The sequence below is a fragment of the Acinetobacter venetianus RAG-1 = CIP 110063 genome, assembly GCF_000368585.1.
GTDB classification, from domain to species: Bacteria; Pseudomonadota; Gammaproteobacteria; order Pseudomonadales; family Moraxellaceae; genus Acinetobacter; species Acinetobacter venetianus.
In genome coordinates this window covers 713,204-731,076 of the sequence record NZ_KB849557.1, presented here as the reverse complement: position 1 = coordinate 731,076, position 17,873 = coordinate 713,204, and the positions used below count along the sequence as shown (strand labels likewise).

Below are 17,873 nucleotides of genomic sequence, written 5' to 3'. Positions count from 1 at the left end.
TTTATTTATAATTAGAGGAGTTATTGAATATATTTTTTAGGTATTTTATGAGCTTTAGATGGACATGTCCTTACTGTAATCACAAATGTACTATTGGGGATAAAAATTTTGATTATCAAACTCATTCATTCGGTTTATCTAATAAATATAAAAATAAGTTAGGACTTAAGTCCATAGTTATTGTTTGTCCTAATGCTGAGTGTGAAGAAATAACGATAAACTCTTATCTTTATAAGAGCACAAATTATTCTGAATACCCTTATACAGAACCTGATAATCAGAATGATTATATTCATAAATGGACGCTTTTACCTCATAGCCATGCAAAACCATTTCCAAGCTATATCCCTGAACCTATTTTAAATGATTACAATGAAGCTTGTGCTATTAGTGATTTAAGTCCAAAGGCTTCTGCAACATTAGCAAGACGATGTTTACAAGGGATGATTAGAGACTATTGGGAAATCACCGATACAACTTTATATAAAGAGATAAATGCTTTAGAAGGTAAAGTAACTGAGCAAGTATGGGAATCTTTAAATGCTGTCAGAGAGATCGGCAATATTGGTGCTCATATGGAAAAAGATATTAATGTAATTGTTGATGTAGAGTCTGATGAAGCAAAAATTTTGATAGAAATGTTAGAAATTTTATTCGAAGAATGGTACATCGCAAGACATGAAAGAGATTCGAAATTGTCTCGTATTCAGCAAATCCGAGATCACAAAAAAGCCATAAAAGTACAATGAGCTATTAATCCTTCAAAATAAAACCACTTATTTAAGTGGTTTTTTATGTATAGAACTTTGTTGGCTATTCAAGGAGTTATAAGAAATTACTTTGGAGCATACTTCATAGTATCTCTTGCTTCCTGCTTCATACGTTCTCTGTCTTCTAGCTGCTTCTTCCTTAATGCTTCACAAGCAGATCCCTGATAATCATTTTTTGTACATTTTGTAGTTAACTCAATTAACTGATTCGAAGTTAAATCTTCAACATTAAAGTTTGTAGCTTCATTACTTGCGAATGTGCTTGAAGTTATTCCCAACAAAGACATTAAAATAGCTTTTTTCATTTTTTATCCGAATTTTTTTTAACTGGTTTTTGCAAAGGTAATGTTAGATTTGGCAAATTTAATCTCTGAGAAGTTGTAGCAACAAATTCTCTCCAATAAGGCCAAACATTATGACCAACATTTTTTAGACAAAACTCATCAATAGCCATATCAGAGATTTTTTGCTTCAGCTTATATTCAGCAACATATTCAGCCTCAATAACAGCTAATTCATCTTGAGGATCTTCTTTTGAAACCCATTTAACACCGTAACTAAGCAATACTCTTAATAAATGTTGCTTATGATCAGTGCTTTCTAAGATAGAAGATCTAACTACTTTATGCTTTAAAAGCACTTTATAGTCGGAGTTTGGATAAAGCTCTATATCAAATTTGAAGTTTTCACACTTCATTGATTTTAAAAAAATATCTTTAATAGCTAAGTTAGCTAGAGCTTCATCTATAGGATTGAGAATATCTCTTTTATTTGTATTCATGCAGCATCATCACATTGAAGTTCTGTGTAACCATTTGTTCCAGAATCAAATTCTTGAGAAGCTTCAACTACAAATATACTTGGTCTATTTTTGCATTCCACTAAAGGATTAAAGTCTTCTTCTAGATATACATCTTCATAGTCACCTTGAAACTTTGGTGAAGTTGATAAAGATGATTGAGATACCAAATATGGGAGTAGATCAGGAATTCTGTTAGCTGCACCAATCAAAGTATTCATTGATTTTGACTGAATAACATCATCATTCTCATATTTAGAAAAAGCTACCTTTCCACCACCAAAAATAGCACTAGCTTCAGTTTGAGAAAGTCTTAAACCTTCACGTATTTCCTTGATTTCCGAGCCAGTAAATAAATCTAGCGCTTTCTTTTTCTCTATGTTTAAAGCACGATTATTTACTTTCATATACTCATTATCTAATTCAATACAACCACATAGGTTACATTCAAGATGAGTATTCGGAACTTTTAGTACTTGCCCTTTAAAATCTACATTATCAATGACTGTTTTTTTTATAAGTAGACCTTCATCACACATTACACAAGTATGATTTAACATGGCGAACCCCTTACACCTTATGAAATCAGTTTTTAGGAGGGTGAGCTGAAACTATCAATAAAGCTTGCCCTTTGTTATTCAAAGCAAACTTAAGATAGATCTCACTAGTCATATATTTATGAGCATTCTGAATATATTCGGTATGTTCAAATTTATATGAATCGCAAGCAGCCCACACTGCGTCACTGGTTTTGCACCACTGCGAATTAAGATACTTACCCTTTGTCAAAGCAATACGTACTAACTCTCTTAATTTTGATACATCTGATGGCAAAGTTATTTGAAGACGATAAGTTAAGTCTTTTCTACTTTGCTGCGTAGCAGTAATAAAGCGAAAAGAGTCATCCTTAAGCTTCTCTAAAATCTCTTTAGGGTCATAAAGAGGGCATTTATTAGAGGTAATAAAAAGCTGAGATTTTTCTAAACCGTCATGAAGATTTTCTAGATCGCCCAGTTCTTTGTACCTACTAATTATTCTATATGTTACCATTATGGTAAGTCTACCCTCTATAAAAAAAATAACAAAGTTTAACTTATGAACTAAAAAATCTTATTAAGTCTTTATATTTTCTATATGTTGGGGTCTTTAGGCAAGTTTTTATCACTTTCAGCACGACATATTGTGTCTTTTACTTAACATAAAATCTCTTATGAGAATCACTTCTTCTCACACTTTTTACATTCCAACATCACCCCTAACTTTTCCTTACGCCCTTGCTCCATCAAAACCCAAGGGCGATTTTGCCACGGTGGGTCATGACGTACATGCTGCGTATGACCACAAGTGAGATCAGCAACCCAATGGTTCTCTTCATCGAGATGAAATCCAACAATGGCTTGTTGCATTTATTCACTCAAGCTTTCGAGTTTAGAATCCTCTAAACCTTTTAAAAAACGATGGCATAGATTATGAATCGCCACCAAATCATTTGGATCAACACTCAAAGAGCAGGCGAGTTTAAACGGAATTAAGGTAATTTCATCTTTTGCAGCAAGTGCTTTTTCCAGCAAAATCACTTTCTTCATCCGCTCATCTTCTTTCACTGCAACGCGCTTTAAAAACTGCTTTTCTTCCAGTTTTTTAATAATTGGCGTCAGCGTGCCCGAATCAAAAAAGGTCTTTTGACCAATTTCAGACAACGTCACATTGTCTTTTTCATACAAAGCCAACAGTACGATAAATTGCGGATAGGTCAGGTCGTATTCCTGAAGCAAGGGACGATATTGACGAATCATCGCATTGGTCGCGGAATACATGGCAAAACACACTTGATTATCCAAGTAAGAAAATTCAGTCATGCTTTGCTCCTCAACATCATTTTTGCTAGCTCACAGTATAGTTTGATTAATCGCAAAAGTATATTGTGCATAATAAACTTGCACGCAAGATAATTGTGTGCAATATTAAATGAACAAGCTGAATGATTAAGCAAACTATTTTGAGCAATCCCACAATTGGATAGTTGAGAAAACACCTATGAGCAAGATTTATGATTTTCAGGCTGAACTTTTAGAAGGCGAGCAAAAGAACCTAGCCGACTATCAAGGCAAAGTTTTATTGGTGGTGAACACGGCAAGTCAATGTGGCTTAACCCCACAATTCGAAGGTTTGGAAAAGCTTTATCAGGACTATCAACAACAAGGTCTGGTGATTCTCGGTTTTCCGTGTAACCAATTTGCCAATCAAGATCCATCAAGCAATGAAGAAATTGGCAGCTTCTGTCAGCGCAACTATGGCGTATCATTTCCAATGTTTGCCAAAGTCGATGTCAACGGTCCAACGGCACATCCCTTGTATCAATACCTGACTTCAGAAGCTAAAGGTCTGTTAGGAAGCAGCATTAAATGGAACTTCACCAAATTCCTGATCAATCAAAAAGGCGAAGTGATCAAGCGTTATGCTCCCATCACTAAACCTGAAAAAATTGCCAAAGATATTGAAAAACTTTTGGCTTAATTCGATGCTGAAATTGAATATTGCACGAATTACTGGTGATGGATTCATTTGCCAGTAATTTTCTATTTTTAATCAGTGATAAAATGCATTATTTAAATAAAATTAGCCTAGTTGTTTGAATAATTTATATTTTTTTAGATCAAAGAATTACACAACTAGTTTAAACATCATCATTAAACTTCGCTATACTTTTTGCCAAGATTAAAAATACGAGCGTCAGATTATGCGTGTACTTGTAGTGATGGACCCGATTGAAACTGTGAATCTCAAAAAAGATTCAACCATGGCGATGTTATGGGCGGCGAGCCGTCGTGGGCATGAATTGGGTTATGTATTACAGCACGATTTATATATTGATCAAGGCAAAGCCTTTGGTTTGATTTCGCCGCTTAAAGTCTTTGAAGATTACAATCATTATTATGAGTTGGGTGACAAGCAAAAAGAATCATTGGCTGATTACGATGTTGTATTGATGCGTAAAGACCCACCGTTCGACATGAACTTTGTCTATACCACTTATATTTTAGAGCAAGCCGAACGTGAAGGCGCATGGATTATTAACAAACCACAATCGCTACGTGACTGTAATGAAAAGCTGTTCGCAACCCAGTTCCCAGAGTTACAAGTACCCACTTTGGTCACGTCTCAACAAAGCCTAATTCGTGAATTTATCAAAGAGCATGGCGATGTGATTGTGAAACCACTTGATGGTATGGGCGGAATGGGGATTTTCCGTTTGTATCAAGATGGGGTAAACATTGGTTCGACTTTGGAAATGCTCACTGAAATGGGCACACTTCCAATCATGGCACAACGTTATATTCCTGAAATCGTGGAAGGTGATAAACGCATTTTGATGGTCAATGGTGAGCCGATTCCATATTGCTTGGCGCGAATTCCACAAAATGGTGAAGTGCGTGGAAACTTGGCGGCAGGTGGCTTGGGTCAAGCACGCCCTCTGACTGAAAACGATAAATTGATTGCTGCAAAAGTGGGACCTTTTTTACGTGAAAAAGGTTTGGTCTTTGTTGGTTTGGATGTGATCGGTAACTATGTGACTGAAATTAACGTGACTAGTCCAACCTGTATTCGTGAGATTGATGCCCAGTTTGGAACTTCGATTGCAGATGATTTATTTAATGTGTTAGAAGCAGGTCGCTCAAGCTAAATAAGAATCATTATTTGACCGAATTGCCCGTTTGAATTTGTACCAAATTGACAAGCAAATGGGCAATTGGATATCCACAGAACCTTGTTTTTAACAAAGAATCGAAAAAAGCACGGCTTTCTGTTGTAAACAAGTGAAATTCGCTTTTCGTGAATGAAGCTTTAGGATTAAAATAACTCCCGAAAACAATAGACGATAACCTTCTTTTTTGAGTTGAAGAATTAGACCGTGACCAATTCACCACAGAACAAACCCAAACATGTCATGATGATGGCCGCTGGTACAGGGGGGCATGTTTTTCCTGCGCTTGCTGTTGCCAAACAACTGCAACAAGAAGGCTGCCAAGTGTCTTGGTTAGCAACGCCTACAGGAATGGAAAATCGGTTACTCAAAGATCAAAATATTCCGATTTATCAGATTGATATTCAAGGTGTACGTGGCAATGGTTTATTACGTAAACTGAGTGCACCCTTTAAAATTTTAAAAGCCACTTTAAGCGTGATGCGCTATATGAAACAACTTAAGATTGATGCTGTTGCTGGCTTTGGTGGTTATGTTGCAGGGCCGGGTGGTTTAGCTGCACGTTTATTGGGTATCCCTGTGTTGATCCATGAACAAAATGCTGTTGCAGGATTTACCAATACCCAACTGGCGCGTGTTGCATCAACAGTTTGTCAGGCTTTTCCAAATACTTTCGCAAATAGTGATAAAGTCGTGACCACAGGCAATCCTGTGCGTACGGAAATCACTGCGATTTTAAATCCATCTTGGCGTTATCAAACGCGTGAACAAGCGCAGTTGCCGTTGAATATTTTGATTGTAGGCGGTTCATTAGGCGCCCAAGCGCTCAATGAGCGTTTGCCAGAAGCTCTGAAAAAGGTCAATTTGCCACTGAATGTTTTTCATCAATGTGGTCAAAATCAGCAAGAGATTACGCGTGAACGTTATCAGGGTGCATCTGCAAATTTAAATATTCAGGTTGAGCCATTTATTCACGATATGGCAAAGGCCTATAGTGAAGCAGATTTAATTATTTGTCGTGCTGGTGCTTTGACGGTGACAGAGGTTGCAACAGCAGGTTTAGCCGCAGTGTTTGTACCTTTGCCGATTGCCGTAGACGATCATCAAACTGCAAATGCAAAATTCCTTGCCAATGTCGGCGCTGCAAAGATTTGCCAACAAGCAGAAATGACACCCGCTGTTTTAGATGAGTTGTTAGCCACATTATTAAATCGCCAACTGCTCTCTGAAATGGCAATCAAAGCACGCCAACAAGCACAACCGAATGCAACTCAGCATGTGGTTGATCTGATTAAAAAATTGTAATTCGAGTTTATCTATGTCTCCAACGAATCCAAACCAAGCCAAAAAGCTGATCAAAGTGCCTGAAATGCGCCGTATTAAACATATCCACTTTGTTGGTATTGGTGGTGCGGGGATGTGTGGTATTGCCGAAGTATTAAGTAACCAAGGTTATAAAGTTTCAGGTTCTGATATTAAAGCGTCAAAAACCACAGCTCAGCTTGAAGCAAATGGTATTAAAGTATTTATTGGACACTCTGCTGACAATATTAAAAATGCCAATGTACTGGTTGTTTCAACGGCAATTGACCCTGAAAATCCAGAGATTAAAGCGGCCATTGAGCAACGTACTCCAATCGTGCGCCGTGCAGAAATGTTGGGTGAGTTAATGCGCTACCGTCATGGTATTGCAGTTGCGGGAACGCATGGTAAAACTACGACTACAAGTTTACTAACAACCATGTTGGCAGAAGAAAACCTTGATCCAACTTATGTAATCGGTGGTTTGCTGAATAGTACAGGTGTCAACGCTGCATTGGGTGAGAGTCGTTTTATCGTGGCTGAAGCGGATGAATCAGATGCTTCTTTCTTGTATTTGCAACCGATGGCTGCGATTGTGACCAATATCGATGCAGATCACATGGATACCTATGAAGGTAGCTTTGATAAATTAAAAGATACTTTTATTCAATTCTTACATAACTTGCCATTCTATGGTTTGGCCGTAGTGTGTGGTGATGATGCCAATATCCGTGAAATCTTGCCGCGTGTAGGTCGTCCAGTATTGACCTATGGATTTGATGAAGGCAATGACATTCGTGCGGTCGATGTTGAACAAGAAGGCATGCGTTCGCACTTTACGGTATTGCGTAAAGATCGTGAGCCATTACGTGTCACGATTAATCAACCGGGTTTACACAATGTCCTAAATGCACTTGCTGCGATTGGTGTTGCGACAGATGAAGGTGTTTCTGATGGTGCGATTTGCCGTGCTTTAGCAGGCTTTAGCGGTGTTGGTCGTCGTTTCCAAGTTCAGGGTGAATTTGAAGTCGGCGAAGGCTTAGTGAAATTAGTCGATGACTATGGTCACCATCCAAAAGAAGTTGAAGCAACCATTAAGGCAGCGCGAGCAAGCCATCCAGATCGTCGTTTGGTCATGATGTTCCAGCCACACCGTTTTAGCCGTACTCGTGACTGTTTCGATGACTTTGTCGATGTGTTATCGCAAGTCGATCAGCTATTATTGCTTGAGGTATATCCTGCGGGCGAAAAACCGATTGTGGGTGCGGATAGTCGAGCATTGGCACGCAGTATTCGTCTACGTGGTCAGGTTGAACCGATTCTTGTTGATCCAGTTGAAGGCAATTTGCCAAGTGTTTTACAAAAAGTGTTACAAGCGAATGACCTGTTATTAACACAAGGCGCAGGTAACGTCGGTGCAATTTCGGTAGAATTGGCTCAGCATCGCTTGTATGCCGAATAGTTTTAGAAAATCTCTCCCAACCTTCCTTTAATAAATAGGGAATAGGGGGAGATTTAGAGAATTTAGAAAAGTTTTAAGGATATAAACGTGTCAAATGCTGCAAAATTCGGCAAAGTTGCCGTGTTATTGGGTGGGAAGTCGGCTGAACGTGCTGTTTCGTTGGACAGCGGTCAAGCCGTATTAGAAGCATTATTGCGCTCGGGTGTGCAAGCAGAAGCATTTGACCCTCAAGATCGTAGCGTGACAGAGCTGGTTGCTTATGACCGTGCTTTTATCGTGTTGCATGGTCGTGGTGGTGAAGACGGCCAAATCCAAGGTGTCTTGGAATGGTTGAACCTACCTTATACAGGAACAGGTGTGCAAGGTTCTGCGATTGGTATGGACAAAGTCAAAACCAAGCAAATCTGGCAGGGTAGTGATTTACCAACAGCGCCGTATCGTATTATTACCAAAGAAACTGATTTAGATTCAGTGATTGCCGATCTTGGTCTACCTGTGATTATCAAACCTGTTCACGAAGGCTCAAGTGTGGGCATGAGCAAGGTTGAGAAAGCAGAAGATTTTGCTGCTGCGATTGCAAAAGCGACCGCACATGATGCTGTGGTTATGGCAGAAAAATGGATTACAGGGCGTGAATTTACGATTTCATTTTTAAATGGTCAGCCCTTGCCAGTCATTCGTTTACAACCACCAGCAGATGTTGCTTTCTATGATTATGAAGCAAAATATCAACGCAATGATGTCGAATATGGTATTCCTTGCGGATTGAGTGACGCTGAAGAGAAAAACTTGCAAGCATTGTGTCTACGTGCATTTCAAGCAGTGGGTGCAGAGGGCTGGGGACGTATCGACGCGATGCAGGATGAACAAGGGAGTTTCTGGTTATTAGAAGTAAATACTGTACCAGGTATGACCAGTCATTCTTTGGTACCGAAGGCAGCACAAGCAGTTGGTTATAGTTTTGATGAGCTTTGTGTTGCGATCTTAGAGCAAACATTAACTGAGTCGGTCTAACTATTTATGGCTCAACTTCCTGCATCAATGCGTCGTAAAACACGACCAGCGATTAGCTCGATTCACGAGAAACCGCCTTCGCCAAAACAAAAAATGGTGAATGCGGGCGGCTGGGCATTGTTGATTATTGCATTTGCTGTTCTTGCCATTGGTCTTTATGGTTTATATAAAGTCATGACTGATGCAAAAGTGGCGGAATTGCAGGTGGTTGGTACCCATTCAGATGTTGAAAATCAACAGATGATTCAACATTTGGATCCAGTCATTAAAGATAACTATTTCACTTCTGATTTAGAACAAATTCGAGATCAAGCATTAAAGGTCTCATGGGTTGATCGAGTGGTTGTATCACGGGCTTGGCCAAATGCAATTCGAGTGCGCGTGATGCCGCGTCATGCAATTGCACGTTGGGGAACAGGGCGCTTGCTCAGTGATAACGGGGATGTATTTAGTGAGGCTGTGTTAACCGCACATCCAAATTTGCCACTTTTACATGGTCCAGTCAGCCAATCCAAAATGATGATGCGTCGTTATAATGAAATTAATCAGCTTTTTCATCCTGCAAATTTGCGTTTAAAAGAGTTGTATTTAACTGAGCGTATGACGTGGTTTATGCAGTTTGATTCTGGCTTGCGCATTATCGTTGATCAGGATCAGACCATGAATAAATTACAACGCTTAAGCCATTTGGCACAAACAGATCTAAAACCTGTATGGTCAAAAATCTCGGCGATTGATTTGCGATATCGGAATGGCTTAGCGATTCAATGGAAAAATGCAGCACCGCCAAAGATTGTGAACGGTCAGTTTGTTGTAACGATTGATGACACAAGCCTTGCAGGTGCAATTCAGGCAAAGCCATAATACGTGGCTTGAAAATAATAGGCAGTGGTCCTAAACAACATTAAAGAAATGGTATTTAAGTAATGAGTGAAGCTGTTCCCTCAGTTGTTGCGATTGATATTGGGACTCATAAAGTCTCAGTTTTGATTGGTAAGATCCATGCACCGGATAAGATCCAAGTCATTGGCATGGCAACTGCTCGCAACCGAGGTATGGTTAAAGGCAAGATTGTCAGTTTAGACAAGGTGATTGCTGCGATCAAAAATGCAGTATCCGAAGCGGAAGATATGGCTGAATGTCGTATTCATAGCGCATGGGTGTCGATTCCAAGTACAGAATTACAAAGTTTTTATGCTTCAGGTCGTACACCTGTTGCTAACCATGATCATATTATTACGACAAATGAAGTGGTTAGAGCATTAGAATTGGCGAAAGCGAGTCATGTTTCGCCTGATTATTATTTGGCGAGTGCAGTTCCTTTAGGCTTTGAACTTGGTGACTCTGCTGAATGGGTACAAAACCCAGTTAATATGTCTGCACATAGTATGACGGGTCATTATCAGTTAATGATGATGCCTATCAGCACCATGCAAAACCTTGATCGTGCTATGAAAGGCGCTAATATCGGGGTGGAAAAAATGGTGGTGTCTTGCTTGGCAACAGCTGAAGCAAGCCTGCTAAAAGATGAAAAAGAATATGGCGTTTGCCTTGTTGATATTGGTGCAGGTATTACCAATCTCGCTGTGTATTTAGATGGTCGATTAGCTTTAGCACGTACCCTCGCGCGCGGCGGTGAAAATGTAACGCGTGATATTGCTGCGGTATTGCAGACCACAACTGAAGAAGCTGAGCGTATCAAGATTTTACATGGTTGTGTTGACCTGAGTGTTGTGAAACCAGATCACATGATTCAAGTTCAAGGAATTGATGGTGCACAAACCATCAGTCGTATTGAGCTTGCAGAAATTATTATTGCGCGTTATGAAGAGATCTTTGCATCAATTCGTGAAGAACTAGAGCATAGCGGTGCAATTCACGGTTTATATCATGGGGTGGTTTTAACTGGGGATGCATGTCAGATCGAAGGTATGGTCAATTTGGCACGTCGTATGCTTGGGGTATCTGCACATTTAGGAAATCCACCATTACAGGTTTATGCTGATGATCAACATTTACCAGCATTACGTCGTTCGATGTATGCAACGACGGCTGGATTGTTGATGTTTAGCCAAAGTGATCTACAAGATGCAGTAGAAGAGCCAGAGGAGGCAAGTGATCGTAGTTTTATTGATCGTGTCTCAAATGGCTGGAATGCATTAAACAGTAAGCTGAAGGCGATATTCTAAGTTGTAGGCATTTTGGGGAAAAATTGTTAGGAAGTTGTAATACTAAGTCACTGGACTTGACAAGCTGACGAATATTGAACAGCATCCTAAACATCAGGTGTTTTAAAAATCAAGGCAGTAACGGGCTGAAGTAACTGCCATTTATATATTAGGAAATCTAAAGGTCATGGCCTCATTTGAATTTATAGAAGATGAACTAGACGATGGCAACGGTCAAGCCCGTTTCACAGTATTTGGTGTTGGTGGTGGTGGTGGTAATGCTGTCCAGCACATGGTGCAATCTGATATCCAAGGTGTGAAATTTGTTTGTGCGAACACCGACAAACAAGCTTTAGATAGCATGAATGCGCCATTTAAAATTCAATTAGGCGAACAAAGTACGCGTGGCTTAGGTGCTGGTGCAAACCCAGAAGTGGGTCAAATTGCTGCGGAAGAAAGTCGTGAAGTCATCCGTCAGCATCTTGAAGGTACTGACATGGTATTTGTCACTGCTGGTATGGGTGGCGGAACAGGAACAGGCGCTGCACCCGTAGTTGCTGAAGTTGCCAAAGAAATGGGCATTCTGACAGTAGGTGTGGTAACCACACCATTCAATTTTGAAGGTCGTCGCCGTCAAAAGTCTGCTGAAAAAGGTATTGATGCTTTAGAAGCACATGTTGACTCGCTTATCATCATTCCGAACCAGCGCTTACTCAGTGTTTATGGCGATATTTCAATGAAAGATGCCTATAAAAAGGCAGATGATGTATTGCTCAATGCGGTACGCAGTATCTTTGACTTGGTTGTAAACCGCGGTCATATTAACCTTGACTTCGCCGATTTGAAAACTGCAATGAGTACTCGTGGTTACGCAATGATGGGTGCTGGTTTAGGTCGTGGTGAAGATCGTGCTCGTCAAGCAGCTGAACAAGCGATTCGTAGTCCGTTGCTTGATAACGTCAACATTATCAATGCCAAAGGCGTGTTGATTAATATCACGGGTGGTGATGATATTACCCTACGCGAAACTGAGATCATTACGGATGTCGTTAACCAAATCGTTGATTTGGATGAAGGTGAAATCTTCTACGGTACCGTATTTGATCCTGATGCACGTGATGAACTTCGCGTAACTGTTATAGCGACAGGTTTAACGCGTAATGCAACTGAAGTTGAACATAAGAAACGTACTGTTCCTTCACATCACGCATCAGCTCAAGTTGCACAGCAATCTGTTGATGAAGACGATGTACCAGCGATCAGTAAACGTACAAATACTGAAGCGCCAGTTAGCTCTGCACCAAATTCTACGCCACGTTCGTCTCCGATGAGCATTCAGGACTATCTAAAAAATCAACAGCGTAAATAATAAAATCAATTATTTAGGAAAAGGGGGCAAGTAATTGCCCCCTTTTTTATTTTTTTAAAATGGCAAAATATGCTAAGTTATATCGGTTTTTGCAAATGAAGTTAGCATGGCATGGTGAAACAACGAACTCTAAAACGTGTGGTGAAAGCGAGCGGTATTGGTCTGCACAGTGGTCAAAAAGTGCTGATTAATTTTGTTCCGCATCATATTGATGGAGGAATTGTATTTCGCCGTATTGATCTCAACCCACCCGTTGATATCCCTGCCAACGCTTTATTGATTCAAGAAGCTTTTATGTGTTCCAATTTGGTTCGAGAAGACATTAAAGTCGGCACAATTGAGCATGTCATGAGTGCGATTGCTGGCTTAGGCATTGATAATCTGATTGTCGAAGTCTCTGCTTCTGAAGTACCGATCATGGATGGTAGCGCAGGACCATTTATTTACTTACTCATGCAAGGTGAGTTAGCGGAACAAAATGCCCCAAAGAAGTTTATTCGTATTCTTAAGCCTGTCGAAGCTTTGATTGAAGATAAACGTGCGATTTTTACTCCTCATTCAGGTTTTCAACTGAACTTTACTATTGATTTCGATCATCCTGCCTTTGCTAAGGAATACCAGTCTGTCACCATTGATTTCTCCACTGAAACATTTGTCTATGAAGTCAGTGAGGCGCGTACCTTTGGTTTTATGAAAGATTTGGATTATTTAAAAGCCAATAATCTTGCATTGGGTGCAAGTTTAGAGAATGCAATTGGTGTAGATGATACGGGTGTCGTCAATGAAGAGGGTTTACGCTTTGCTGATGAGTTTGTGCGCCATAAAATTTTAGATGCTGTGGGTGACTTATATTTGCTTGGGCATCAAGTTATTGCCAAGTTTGATGGCTATAAATCTGGACATGCGCTAAATAACCAACTTTTACGCAATGTTCAAAACGATCCAAGCAGCTATGAAATTGTAACATTTGTTAACGAGAATGAATGTCCAATTCCATACGTGAGTGTGACATAAGTCATTGTCTTTCAGTGGGTATGTTATATTATAACAATCCAATCTGAGATTTTTGTCACAAAATTTGTGTACGTTTTCTTACTGTAAAGCTAGGTTATTATTTTTTATTGCTTGCCAAACGTAGTAAAGCTTGGCTAAGCTTAGGGTCGCTCACATATTCAGCGGCACTGCGTAATAGCTCTTGTGTCTCTGATGAAAGTGCTTTAGATGGGGGAGAGGGTTCACGAGAGACTGTGGTTTTGTTTCTCAACCGGACTTGTATTTTTCGTAATTCCTTGAAACCTTCAAGCTGAGCTAACTGCGCAACATAGTGACTTTGTAAATAACTCAGTTGACTGATCATTGCTTGATTTTCACCTGTTATAGTCAAAATACCATGTTGATAACAAACAACCTGCCATTGCTCTGGTTGGGGCAGTAATGGTTGAATAATTTTCGTAAGTTGTTTCCATTGTGTGACTTGCGTAGTGAGAAACGTTAAGTTTCCAGTTTTTATGTGTTGTCCTTTCTGTTGAAAAACGTTGGTAGGTTCAGACATGTTAACTTCCTCAGAGGTTATGTGTTCATCTTAAGCGTTCAGTTCAGCTGTTATCAAGGAAGAGATGATAAAGGAACTTTAGTAAGGACGGTTTCAAGAGGTTTTTTATGCATCATACGCGTCGTATTTTACTCACATTTTCATTGGCTGCGTCAGCTGCTTCGGTTGCTTTTGCAGATTATCAAAATATCAGCCAAACAACGGACACTGACCGTTTAGAACAGTTATCTAAAACCTTGGCTCAAGGTTCTTATAATCACCCAGATGATATTGATCTGCCAGCAGTTTCAAATGTTTCAGTTCAATTGCGTGAAAAAACTATTGAATTGAATAATGCGACGATTGAAAAGAAATACGGCCGTTCTGCAATTTCAAGCAAAGACAATGCACCATCATTCTCTGCGAATACAGGTTATTCATGGTTAGTGAGTCATCCATTACAAGAAGGTCGTGTAAGTTCTTCTTGGGGTAATCGTACGCTACTGGGTTCAACGCGTCATCATTCAGGTCTTGATCTTGCTGCGCCATCAGGTACGCCGATTTATGCGACTGGTCCAGGTGTTGTTACCAAATCAGGTTGGGGCACAGGCTACGGTCAATATGTTGAGATTGATCACGGCAATGGTTACATCACTCGTTATGCACACGCATCTCGTTTAATCGTGAATGCTGGTGATCGTGTAAGCGCTGGTGAGCATATTGCGAATGTTGGATGCACAGGTCGCTGTACAGGTCCGCATTTACACTTTGAAGTTGTAAAAGATGGCCAACGCAAAAATCCTTCACCGTACTTAGCGATGTTGCCATAATATAATTTGTTAACAGTTGTATAGAAATATTAAAAAATCGCCTTTATTGGCGATTTTTTGTATTTTTTGTTTCATTTGGGTCAATGACTATTTAGTGAGAAAATATTAAGGGATTTTGTATTCATTTGGGGCAATACCTTTATGAAGTGAAAACATGATAAATATATAACGTCAAAATAACTTAAGGGAAAAGGTGAATTGTATGGCGTTTTATGGCGACTCAGACGCGCAGGAAACCCAGGAATGGCAAGAAGCATTTGATTCAGTATTACAACATATGGGCACGGAACGCGCTGCATTCTTACTCGAAAAACTGTATCAAAGAGCAATTGCGAAACATGTTCCAATCCAACGCTTAAATACACCTTATCTCAATACCATTTCAGTTGAAGAACAACCTGCAATGCCGGGTGATCAGGACATGGAGCGTCGTATCCGTGCTTTGATTCGTTGGAATGCACTGGCAATGGTATTGCGTGCGAATAAAACCGGTGATGACCTAGGCGGACACCTTGCAAGTTTCGCTTCTTCTGCGACTTTATATGATGTTGGTTTTAACCATTTCTTCCGTGCTGCTTCAGATAACTTCGGCGGCGATATGATTTATTACCAAGGTCATTGCGCCCCTGGTATTTATGCACGTTCTTTCTTAGAAGGTCGTTTAACTGAGGATCAGCTCAATAATTTCCGCCGTGAAGTCGGTGGTAATGGTCTCCCAAGCTATCCACATCCTTATTTAATGCCTGATTATTGGCAGTTCCCAACGGTATCGATGGGTTTAGGCCCTATTATGTCGATTTACCAAGCACACATTCAAAAGTACTTGATGAATCGTGGTTTGATTAAAGAAGAAGATCGTAAAGTCTGGGCATATCTAGGCGATGGTGAGATGGATGAGCCAGAAAGTACGGGTGCGATTTCACTGGCAGGTCGTGAAAAATTAGATAACTTGGTTTGGGTGGTGAACTGTAACTTACAGCGTTTGGATGGTCCAGTACGTGGTAATGGTAAGATTATCCAAGAGCTTGAATCATTGTTCCGTGGTGCAGGTTGGCGTGTGATTAAAGTGGTGTGGGGCCGTCATTGGGATCCATTGCTTGCACAAGACGCTTCAGGTGCTTTAAAAGCGGTCATGGAAGAAACGGTTGATGGTGAGTACCAACGCTATCAAGTGAAAGGCGGTGCATATACCCGCGAGAAATTCTTTGGTAAGTACCCAGAAGCTGCGGAACTTGTAAAAGATTTAAGCGATGAAGACATTGATAATCTTAATCGTGGTGGTCATGACCCGTACAAAGTGTTTGCTGCCTATGCAGAAGCAATGAAAGCTAAAGGTCAACCAACCGTTATTCTTGCGAAAACGGTTAAAGGTTACGGTTTGTCTGAAGAAATTGAAGCGGTGAATAAAACGCACCAAATCAAAAAAATGCAGATCGACTCTTTGAAATATGTACGTGATCGTTTTAATCTGCCATTTACAGATGACAAGTTAGAAGAGCTTCCGTTCTATCGCCCAAGTGAAAACTCTCCAGAAATGAAGTATATGAAGGCGCGTCGTGAAGCATTAGGTGGCTACCTACCAGCACGTCGTAAAGAGAGTGAAACTTTACCGATTCCTGAATTATCTGTATTTGATGCTGTATTAAATGGTTCAGGTGGTAAAGAGCAATCGACTACGATGCTGATGGTGCGTTTAATTGCTACTTTACTGAAAGAAAAAGCCATTAAAGATCGCGTTGTACCCATCGTTCCAGATGAAGCACGTACTTTTGGTTTAGAGGGAATGTTCCGTCAGCTGGGTATTTATGCCGCTCACGGGCAAAAATATACTCCAGAAGACCAAGAACAGTTAATGCATTATCGTGAAGCAAGTGATGGCCACATGCTTCAAGAAGGGATTAACGAAGCGGGTGCGATGAGCGCTTGGGCTGCGTTGGCAACCAGTTATTCAACCAATAACTTGCCAATGATTCCAATGTACATGTACTACTCAATGTTCGGTTTCCAACGTATTGGCGACATTGCATGGGCTGCTGGTGATGCACAGGCACAAGGTTTCTTGTTAGGTGCTACTGCTGGCCGTACCACATTGAACGGTGAAGGTTTGCAGCACCAAGATGGTCATTCACATATCTTAGCGAACACCATTCCAAACTGCGTATCTTATGATCCATGTTTTGGTTATGAATTGGCTGTGATCGTACATGACGGTTTACAACGTATGTATGTAAACCAAGAGCGTGTGTTCTACTACTTAACTGTAATGAACGAAAACTACGAGCATCCTGCAATGCCAGAAGGCGCTGAGGAAGGTATTAAACGTGGTATGTACCTGTTCGAAAAAGATGAAAAAGCAACGGTTCAATTACTTGGTTCAGGTGTCATTCTGCGTGAAGTGATTAAAGCTGCGAAAATCTTACGTGATGAATACCAGATTCACTCAAACGTTTGGAGCGTAACAAGCTTCAATGAGTTGTCACGTGACGGTATGGCATGTGAAGAATACAACCGTTTACACCCACTGACTGATGAAGTGAAAGAGTCTTGGGTATCTAAACAGTTACGTGGTACAGAAGGTATCGTTGTTTCAGCAACAGACCATATGCGTGCGTATAGCGAACAAATCCGTGCATATCTTCCGGATGGTCGTCCATTTGTTGCATTAGGTACAGATGGTTACGGTCGTTCAGATACACGTGCAAACTTACGTAGTTTCTTTGGTGTTGATGCTGCGCATATCGTTGTTGCGACTTTGAAAAAACTCGCTGACGAAGGCGAAGTAGACGCACGTTTAGTCAAAGATGCGATTTCTAACTTTGAGTTAGATACGGATCGTCCAGTGGCTTGGGCGCCACAAGCGCATCCAGAAGTTCAGGCCGTTGCTGAATATCATGAAACACAAACAGGTGAGGGGAAATAATC

Annotated in this window: 19 protein-coding genes; 12 read left to right on the top strand and 7 right to left on the bottom strand. The window is 40.4% G+C overall.

What is annotated here, in order from left to right:
- Window positions 1-47: 47 nt before the first annotated feature.
- Complete coding sequence (locus F959_RS04960) at window positions 48-749, top strand: DUF4145 domain-containing protein (protein ID WP_004878081.1); 702 nt, start codon at window positions 48-50, stop codon at window positions 747-749.
- Between the two features lie 86 nt (window positions 750-835).
- Here F959_RS04960 and F959_RS04955 read toward each other — a convergent pair whose 3' ends face one another.
- The 6 genes from F959_RS04955 to F959_RS04930 form a co-directional block, all read right to left on the bottom strand.
- Window positions 836-1,075 carry a hypothetical protein gene (locus F959_RS04955; protein ID WP_004878079.1) on the bottom strand — a complete coding sequence of 80 codons (240 nt, stop codon included), beginning with the start codon at window positions 1,073-1,075 and terminating at the stop codon, window positions 836-838.
- Complete coding sequence (locus F959_RS04950; protein ID WP_004878077.1) at window positions 1,072-1,551, bottom strand: hypothetical protein; 480 nt, start codon at window positions 1,549-1,551, stop codon at window positions 1,072-1,074. The genes F959_RS04955 and F959_RS04950 overlap by 4 nt, the downstream gene beginning before the upstream one ends.
- Window positions 1,548-2,129 carry a type II toxin-antitoxin system MqsA family antitoxin gene (locus tag F959_RS04945; RefSeq protein ID WP_004878076.1) on the bottom strand — a complete coding sequence of 194 codons (582 nt, stop codon included), beginning with the start codon at window positions 2,127-2,129 and terminating at the stop codon, window positions 1,548-1,550. The genes F959_RS04950 and F959_RS04945 overlap by 4 nt, the downstream gene beginning before the upstream one ends.
- 25 nt (window positions 2,130-2,154) lie before the next feature.
- A complete protein-coding gene (locus F959_RS04940; protein WP_004878074.1) occupies window positions 2,155-2,619 on the bottom strand; it encodes a hypothetical protein in 465 nt (154 codons plus the stop codon).
- A gap of 167 nt (window positions 2,620-2,786) precedes the next feature.
- A complete protein-coding gene (locus tag F959_RS04935; RefSeq protein ID WP_004878072.1) occupies window positions 2,787-2,975 on the bottom strand; it encodes a DUF3565 domain-containing protein in 189 nt (62 codons plus the stop codon).
- Window positions 2,976-3,428: a MarR family winged helix-turn-helix transcriptional regulator gene (locus tag F959_RS04930; protein WP_004878071.1), complete on the bottom strand. Its 453-nt coding sequence runs from the start codon at window positions 3,426-3,428 to the stop codon at window positions 2,976-2,978.
- Window positions 3,429-3,606: 178 nt separating this feature from the next.
- Here F959_RS04930 and F959_RS04925 point away from each other — a divergent pair, with 178 nt between their 5' ends.
- From F959_RS04925 to lpxC, 9 genes are all read left to right on the top strand, one after another.
- Window positions 3,607-4,086 (top strand): glutathione peroxidase, encoded by a 480-nt coding sequence (locus tag F959_RS04925; RefSeq protein WP_004878070.1) that lies wholly within the window; start codon window positions 3,607-3,609, stop codon window positions 4,084-4,086.
- A 223-nt stretch (window positions 4,087-4,309) separates the two neighbouring features.
- Window positions 4,310-5,254, top strand: coding sequence for a glutathione synthase (gshB, locus tag F959_RS04920; RefSeq protein ID WP_004878069.1), 945 nt, complete (start codon window positions 4,310-4,312; stop codon window positions 5,252-5,254).
- Window positions 5,255-5,482: 228 nt separating this feature from the next.
- Window positions 5,483-6,580 (top strand): undecaprenyldiphospho-muramoylpentapeptide beta-N-acetylglucosaminyltransferase, encoded by a 1,098-nt coding sequence (gene murG / locus F959_RS04915; RefSeq protein ID WP_029424880.1) that lies wholly within the window; start codon window positions 5,483-5,485, stop codon window positions 6,578-6,580.
- A gap of 13 nt (window positions 6,581-6,593) precedes the next feature.
- On the top strand, window positions 6,594-8,039 hold the full coding sequence (murC, locus tag F959_RS04910; RefSeq protein ID WP_004878067.1) for a UDP-N-acetylmuramate--L-alanine ligase: 1,446 nt from the start codon (window positions 6,594-6,596) through the stop codon (window positions 8,037-8,039).
- 87 nt (window positions 8,040-8,126) lie between these two features.
- The gene (locus F959_RS04905; RefSeq protein ID WP_004878065.1) at window positions 8,127-9,053 is read left to right on the top strand and encodes a D-alanine--D-alanine ligase; all 927 of its coding nucleotides are present in this window, start codon (window positions 8,127-8,129) and stop codon (window positions 9,051-9,053) included.
- Between the two features lie 6 nt (window positions 9,054-9,059).
- On the top strand, window positions 9,060-9,917 hold the full coding sequence (locus tag F959_RS04900) for a cell division protein FtsQ/DivIB (protein WP_004878062.1): 858 nt from the start codon (window positions 9,060-9,062) through the stop codon (window positions 9,915-9,917).
- 62 nt (window positions 9,918-9,979) lie between these two features.
- Window positions 9,980-11,242, top strand: a complete 1,263-nt coding sequence (ftsA, locus tag F959_RS04895) for a cell division protein FtsA (protein WP_004878061.1) — start codon at window positions 9,980-9,982, stop codon at window positions 11,240-11,242.
- Between the two features lie 166 nt (window positions 11,243-11,408).
- Window positions 11,409-12,590: a cell division protein FtsZ gene (gene ftsZ / locus F959_RS04890; RefSeq protein WP_004878059.1), complete on the top strand. Its 1,182-nt coding sequence runs from the start codon at window positions 11,409-11,411 to the stop codon at window positions 12,588-12,590.
- A 111-nt stretch (window positions 12,591-12,701) separates the two neighbouring features.
- Window positions 12,702-13,604 (top strand): UDP-3-O-acyl-N-acetylglucosamine deacetylase, encoded by a 903-nt coding sequence (lpxC, locus tag F959_RS04885; RefSeq protein ID WP_004878058.1) that lies wholly within the window; start codon window positions 12,702-12,704, stop codon window positions 13,602-13,604.
- A gap of 97 nt (window positions 13,605-13,701) precedes the next feature.
- On the opposite strand, the gene F959_RS04880 is transcribed toward lpxC, so the two are convergent.
- Entirely contained in the window at window positions 13,702-14,142 is a 441-nt protein-coding gene (locus F959_RS04880) for a DciA family protein (protein ID WP_004878056.1), read from the bottom strand.
- 107 nt (window positions 14,143-14,249) lie between these two features.
- On the opposite strand from F959_RS04880, the gene F959_RS04875 reads away from it, so the two are divergent.
- Both F959_RS04875 and aceE read left to right on the top strand, forming a co-directional pair.
- Window positions 14,250-14,951, top strand: a complete 702-nt coding sequence (locus F959_RS04875; protein ID WP_004878054.1) for a M23 family metallopeptidase — start codon at window positions 14,250-14,252, stop codon at window positions 14,949-14,951.
- A gap of 202 nt (window positions 14,952-15,153) precedes the next feature.
- Window positions 15,154-17,871, top strand: a complete 2,718-nt coding sequence (aceE, locus tag F959_RS04870; protein WP_004878052.1) for a pyruvate dehydrogenase (acetyl-transferring), homodimeric type — start codon at window positions 15,154-15,156, stop codon at window positions 17,869-17,871.
- The last annotated feature ends 2 nt before the right edge of the window (window positions 17,872-17,873 follow it).

Excerpts from the sequence above, each read along its gene's own strand:
- F959_RS04960 (WP_004878081.1), top strand. The coding sequence starts at position 48 with ATGAGCTTTAGATGGACATGTCCTTACTGTAATCACAAATGTACTATT.
- F959_RS04955 (WP_004878079.1), bottom strand. The coding sequence starts at position 1,075 with ATGAAAAAAGCTATTTTAATGTCTTTGTTGGGAATAACTTCAAGCACA.
- F959_RS04950 (WP_004878077.1), bottom strand. The coding sequence starts at position 1,551 with ATGAATACAAATAAAAGAGATATTCTCAATCCTATAGATGAAGCTCTA.
- F959_RS04945 (WP_004878076.1), bottom strand. The coding sequence starts at position 2,129 with ATGTTAAATCATACTTGTGTAATGTGTGATGAAGGTCTACTTATAAAA.
- F959_RS04940 (WP_004878074.1), bottom strand. The coding sequence starts at position 2,619 with ATGGTAACATATAGAATAATTAGTAGGTACAAAGAACTGGGCGATCTA.
- F959_RS04935 (WP_004878072.1), bottom strand. The coding sequence starts at position 2,975 with ATGCAACAAGCCATTGTTGGATTTCATCTCGATGAAGAGAACCATTGG.
- F959_RS04930 (WP_004878071.1), bottom strand. The coding sequence starts at position 3,428 with ATGACTGAATTTTCTTACTTGGATAATCAAGTGTGTTTTGCCATGTAT.
- F959_RS04925 (WP_004878070.1), top strand. The coding sequence starts at position 3,607 with ATGAGCAAGATTTATGATTTTCAGGCTGAACTTTTAGAAGGCGAGCAA.
- gshB (WP_004878069.1), top strand. The coding sequence starts at position 4,310 with ATGCGTGTACTTGTAGTGATGGACCCGATTGAAACTGTGAATCTCAAA.
- murC (WP_004878067.1), top strand. The coding sequence starts at position 6,594 with ATGTCTCCAACGAATCCAAACCAAGCCAAAAAGCTGATCAAAGTGCCT.
- F959_RS04900 (WP_004878062.1), top strand. The coding sequence starts at position 9,060 with ATGGCTCAACTTCCTGCATCAATGCGTCGTAAAACACGACCAGCGATT.
- ftsA (WP_004878061.1), top strand. The coding sequence starts at position 9,980 with ATGAGTGAAGCTGTTCCCTCAGTTGTTGCGATTGATATTGGGACTCAT.
- ftsZ (WP_004878059.1), top strand. The coding sequence starts at position 11,409 with ATGGCCTCATTTGAATTTATAGAAGATGAACTAGACGATGGCAACGGT.
- lpxC (WP_004878058.1), top strand. The coding sequence starts at position 12,702 with ATGGTGAAACAACGAACTCTAAAACGTGTGGTGAAAGCGAGCGGTATT.
- F959_RS04880 (WP_004878056.1), bottom strand. The coding sequence starts at position 14,142 with ATGTCTGAACCTACCAACGTTTTTCAACAGAAAGGACAACACATAAAA.
- F959_RS04875 (WP_004878054.1), top strand. The coding sequence starts at position 14,250 with ATGCATCATACGCGTCGTATTTTACTCACATTTTCATTGGCTGCGTCA.
- aceE (WP_004878052.1), top strand. The coding sequence starts at position 15,154 with ATGGCGTTTTATGGCGACTCAGACGCGCAGGAAACCCAGGAATGGCAA.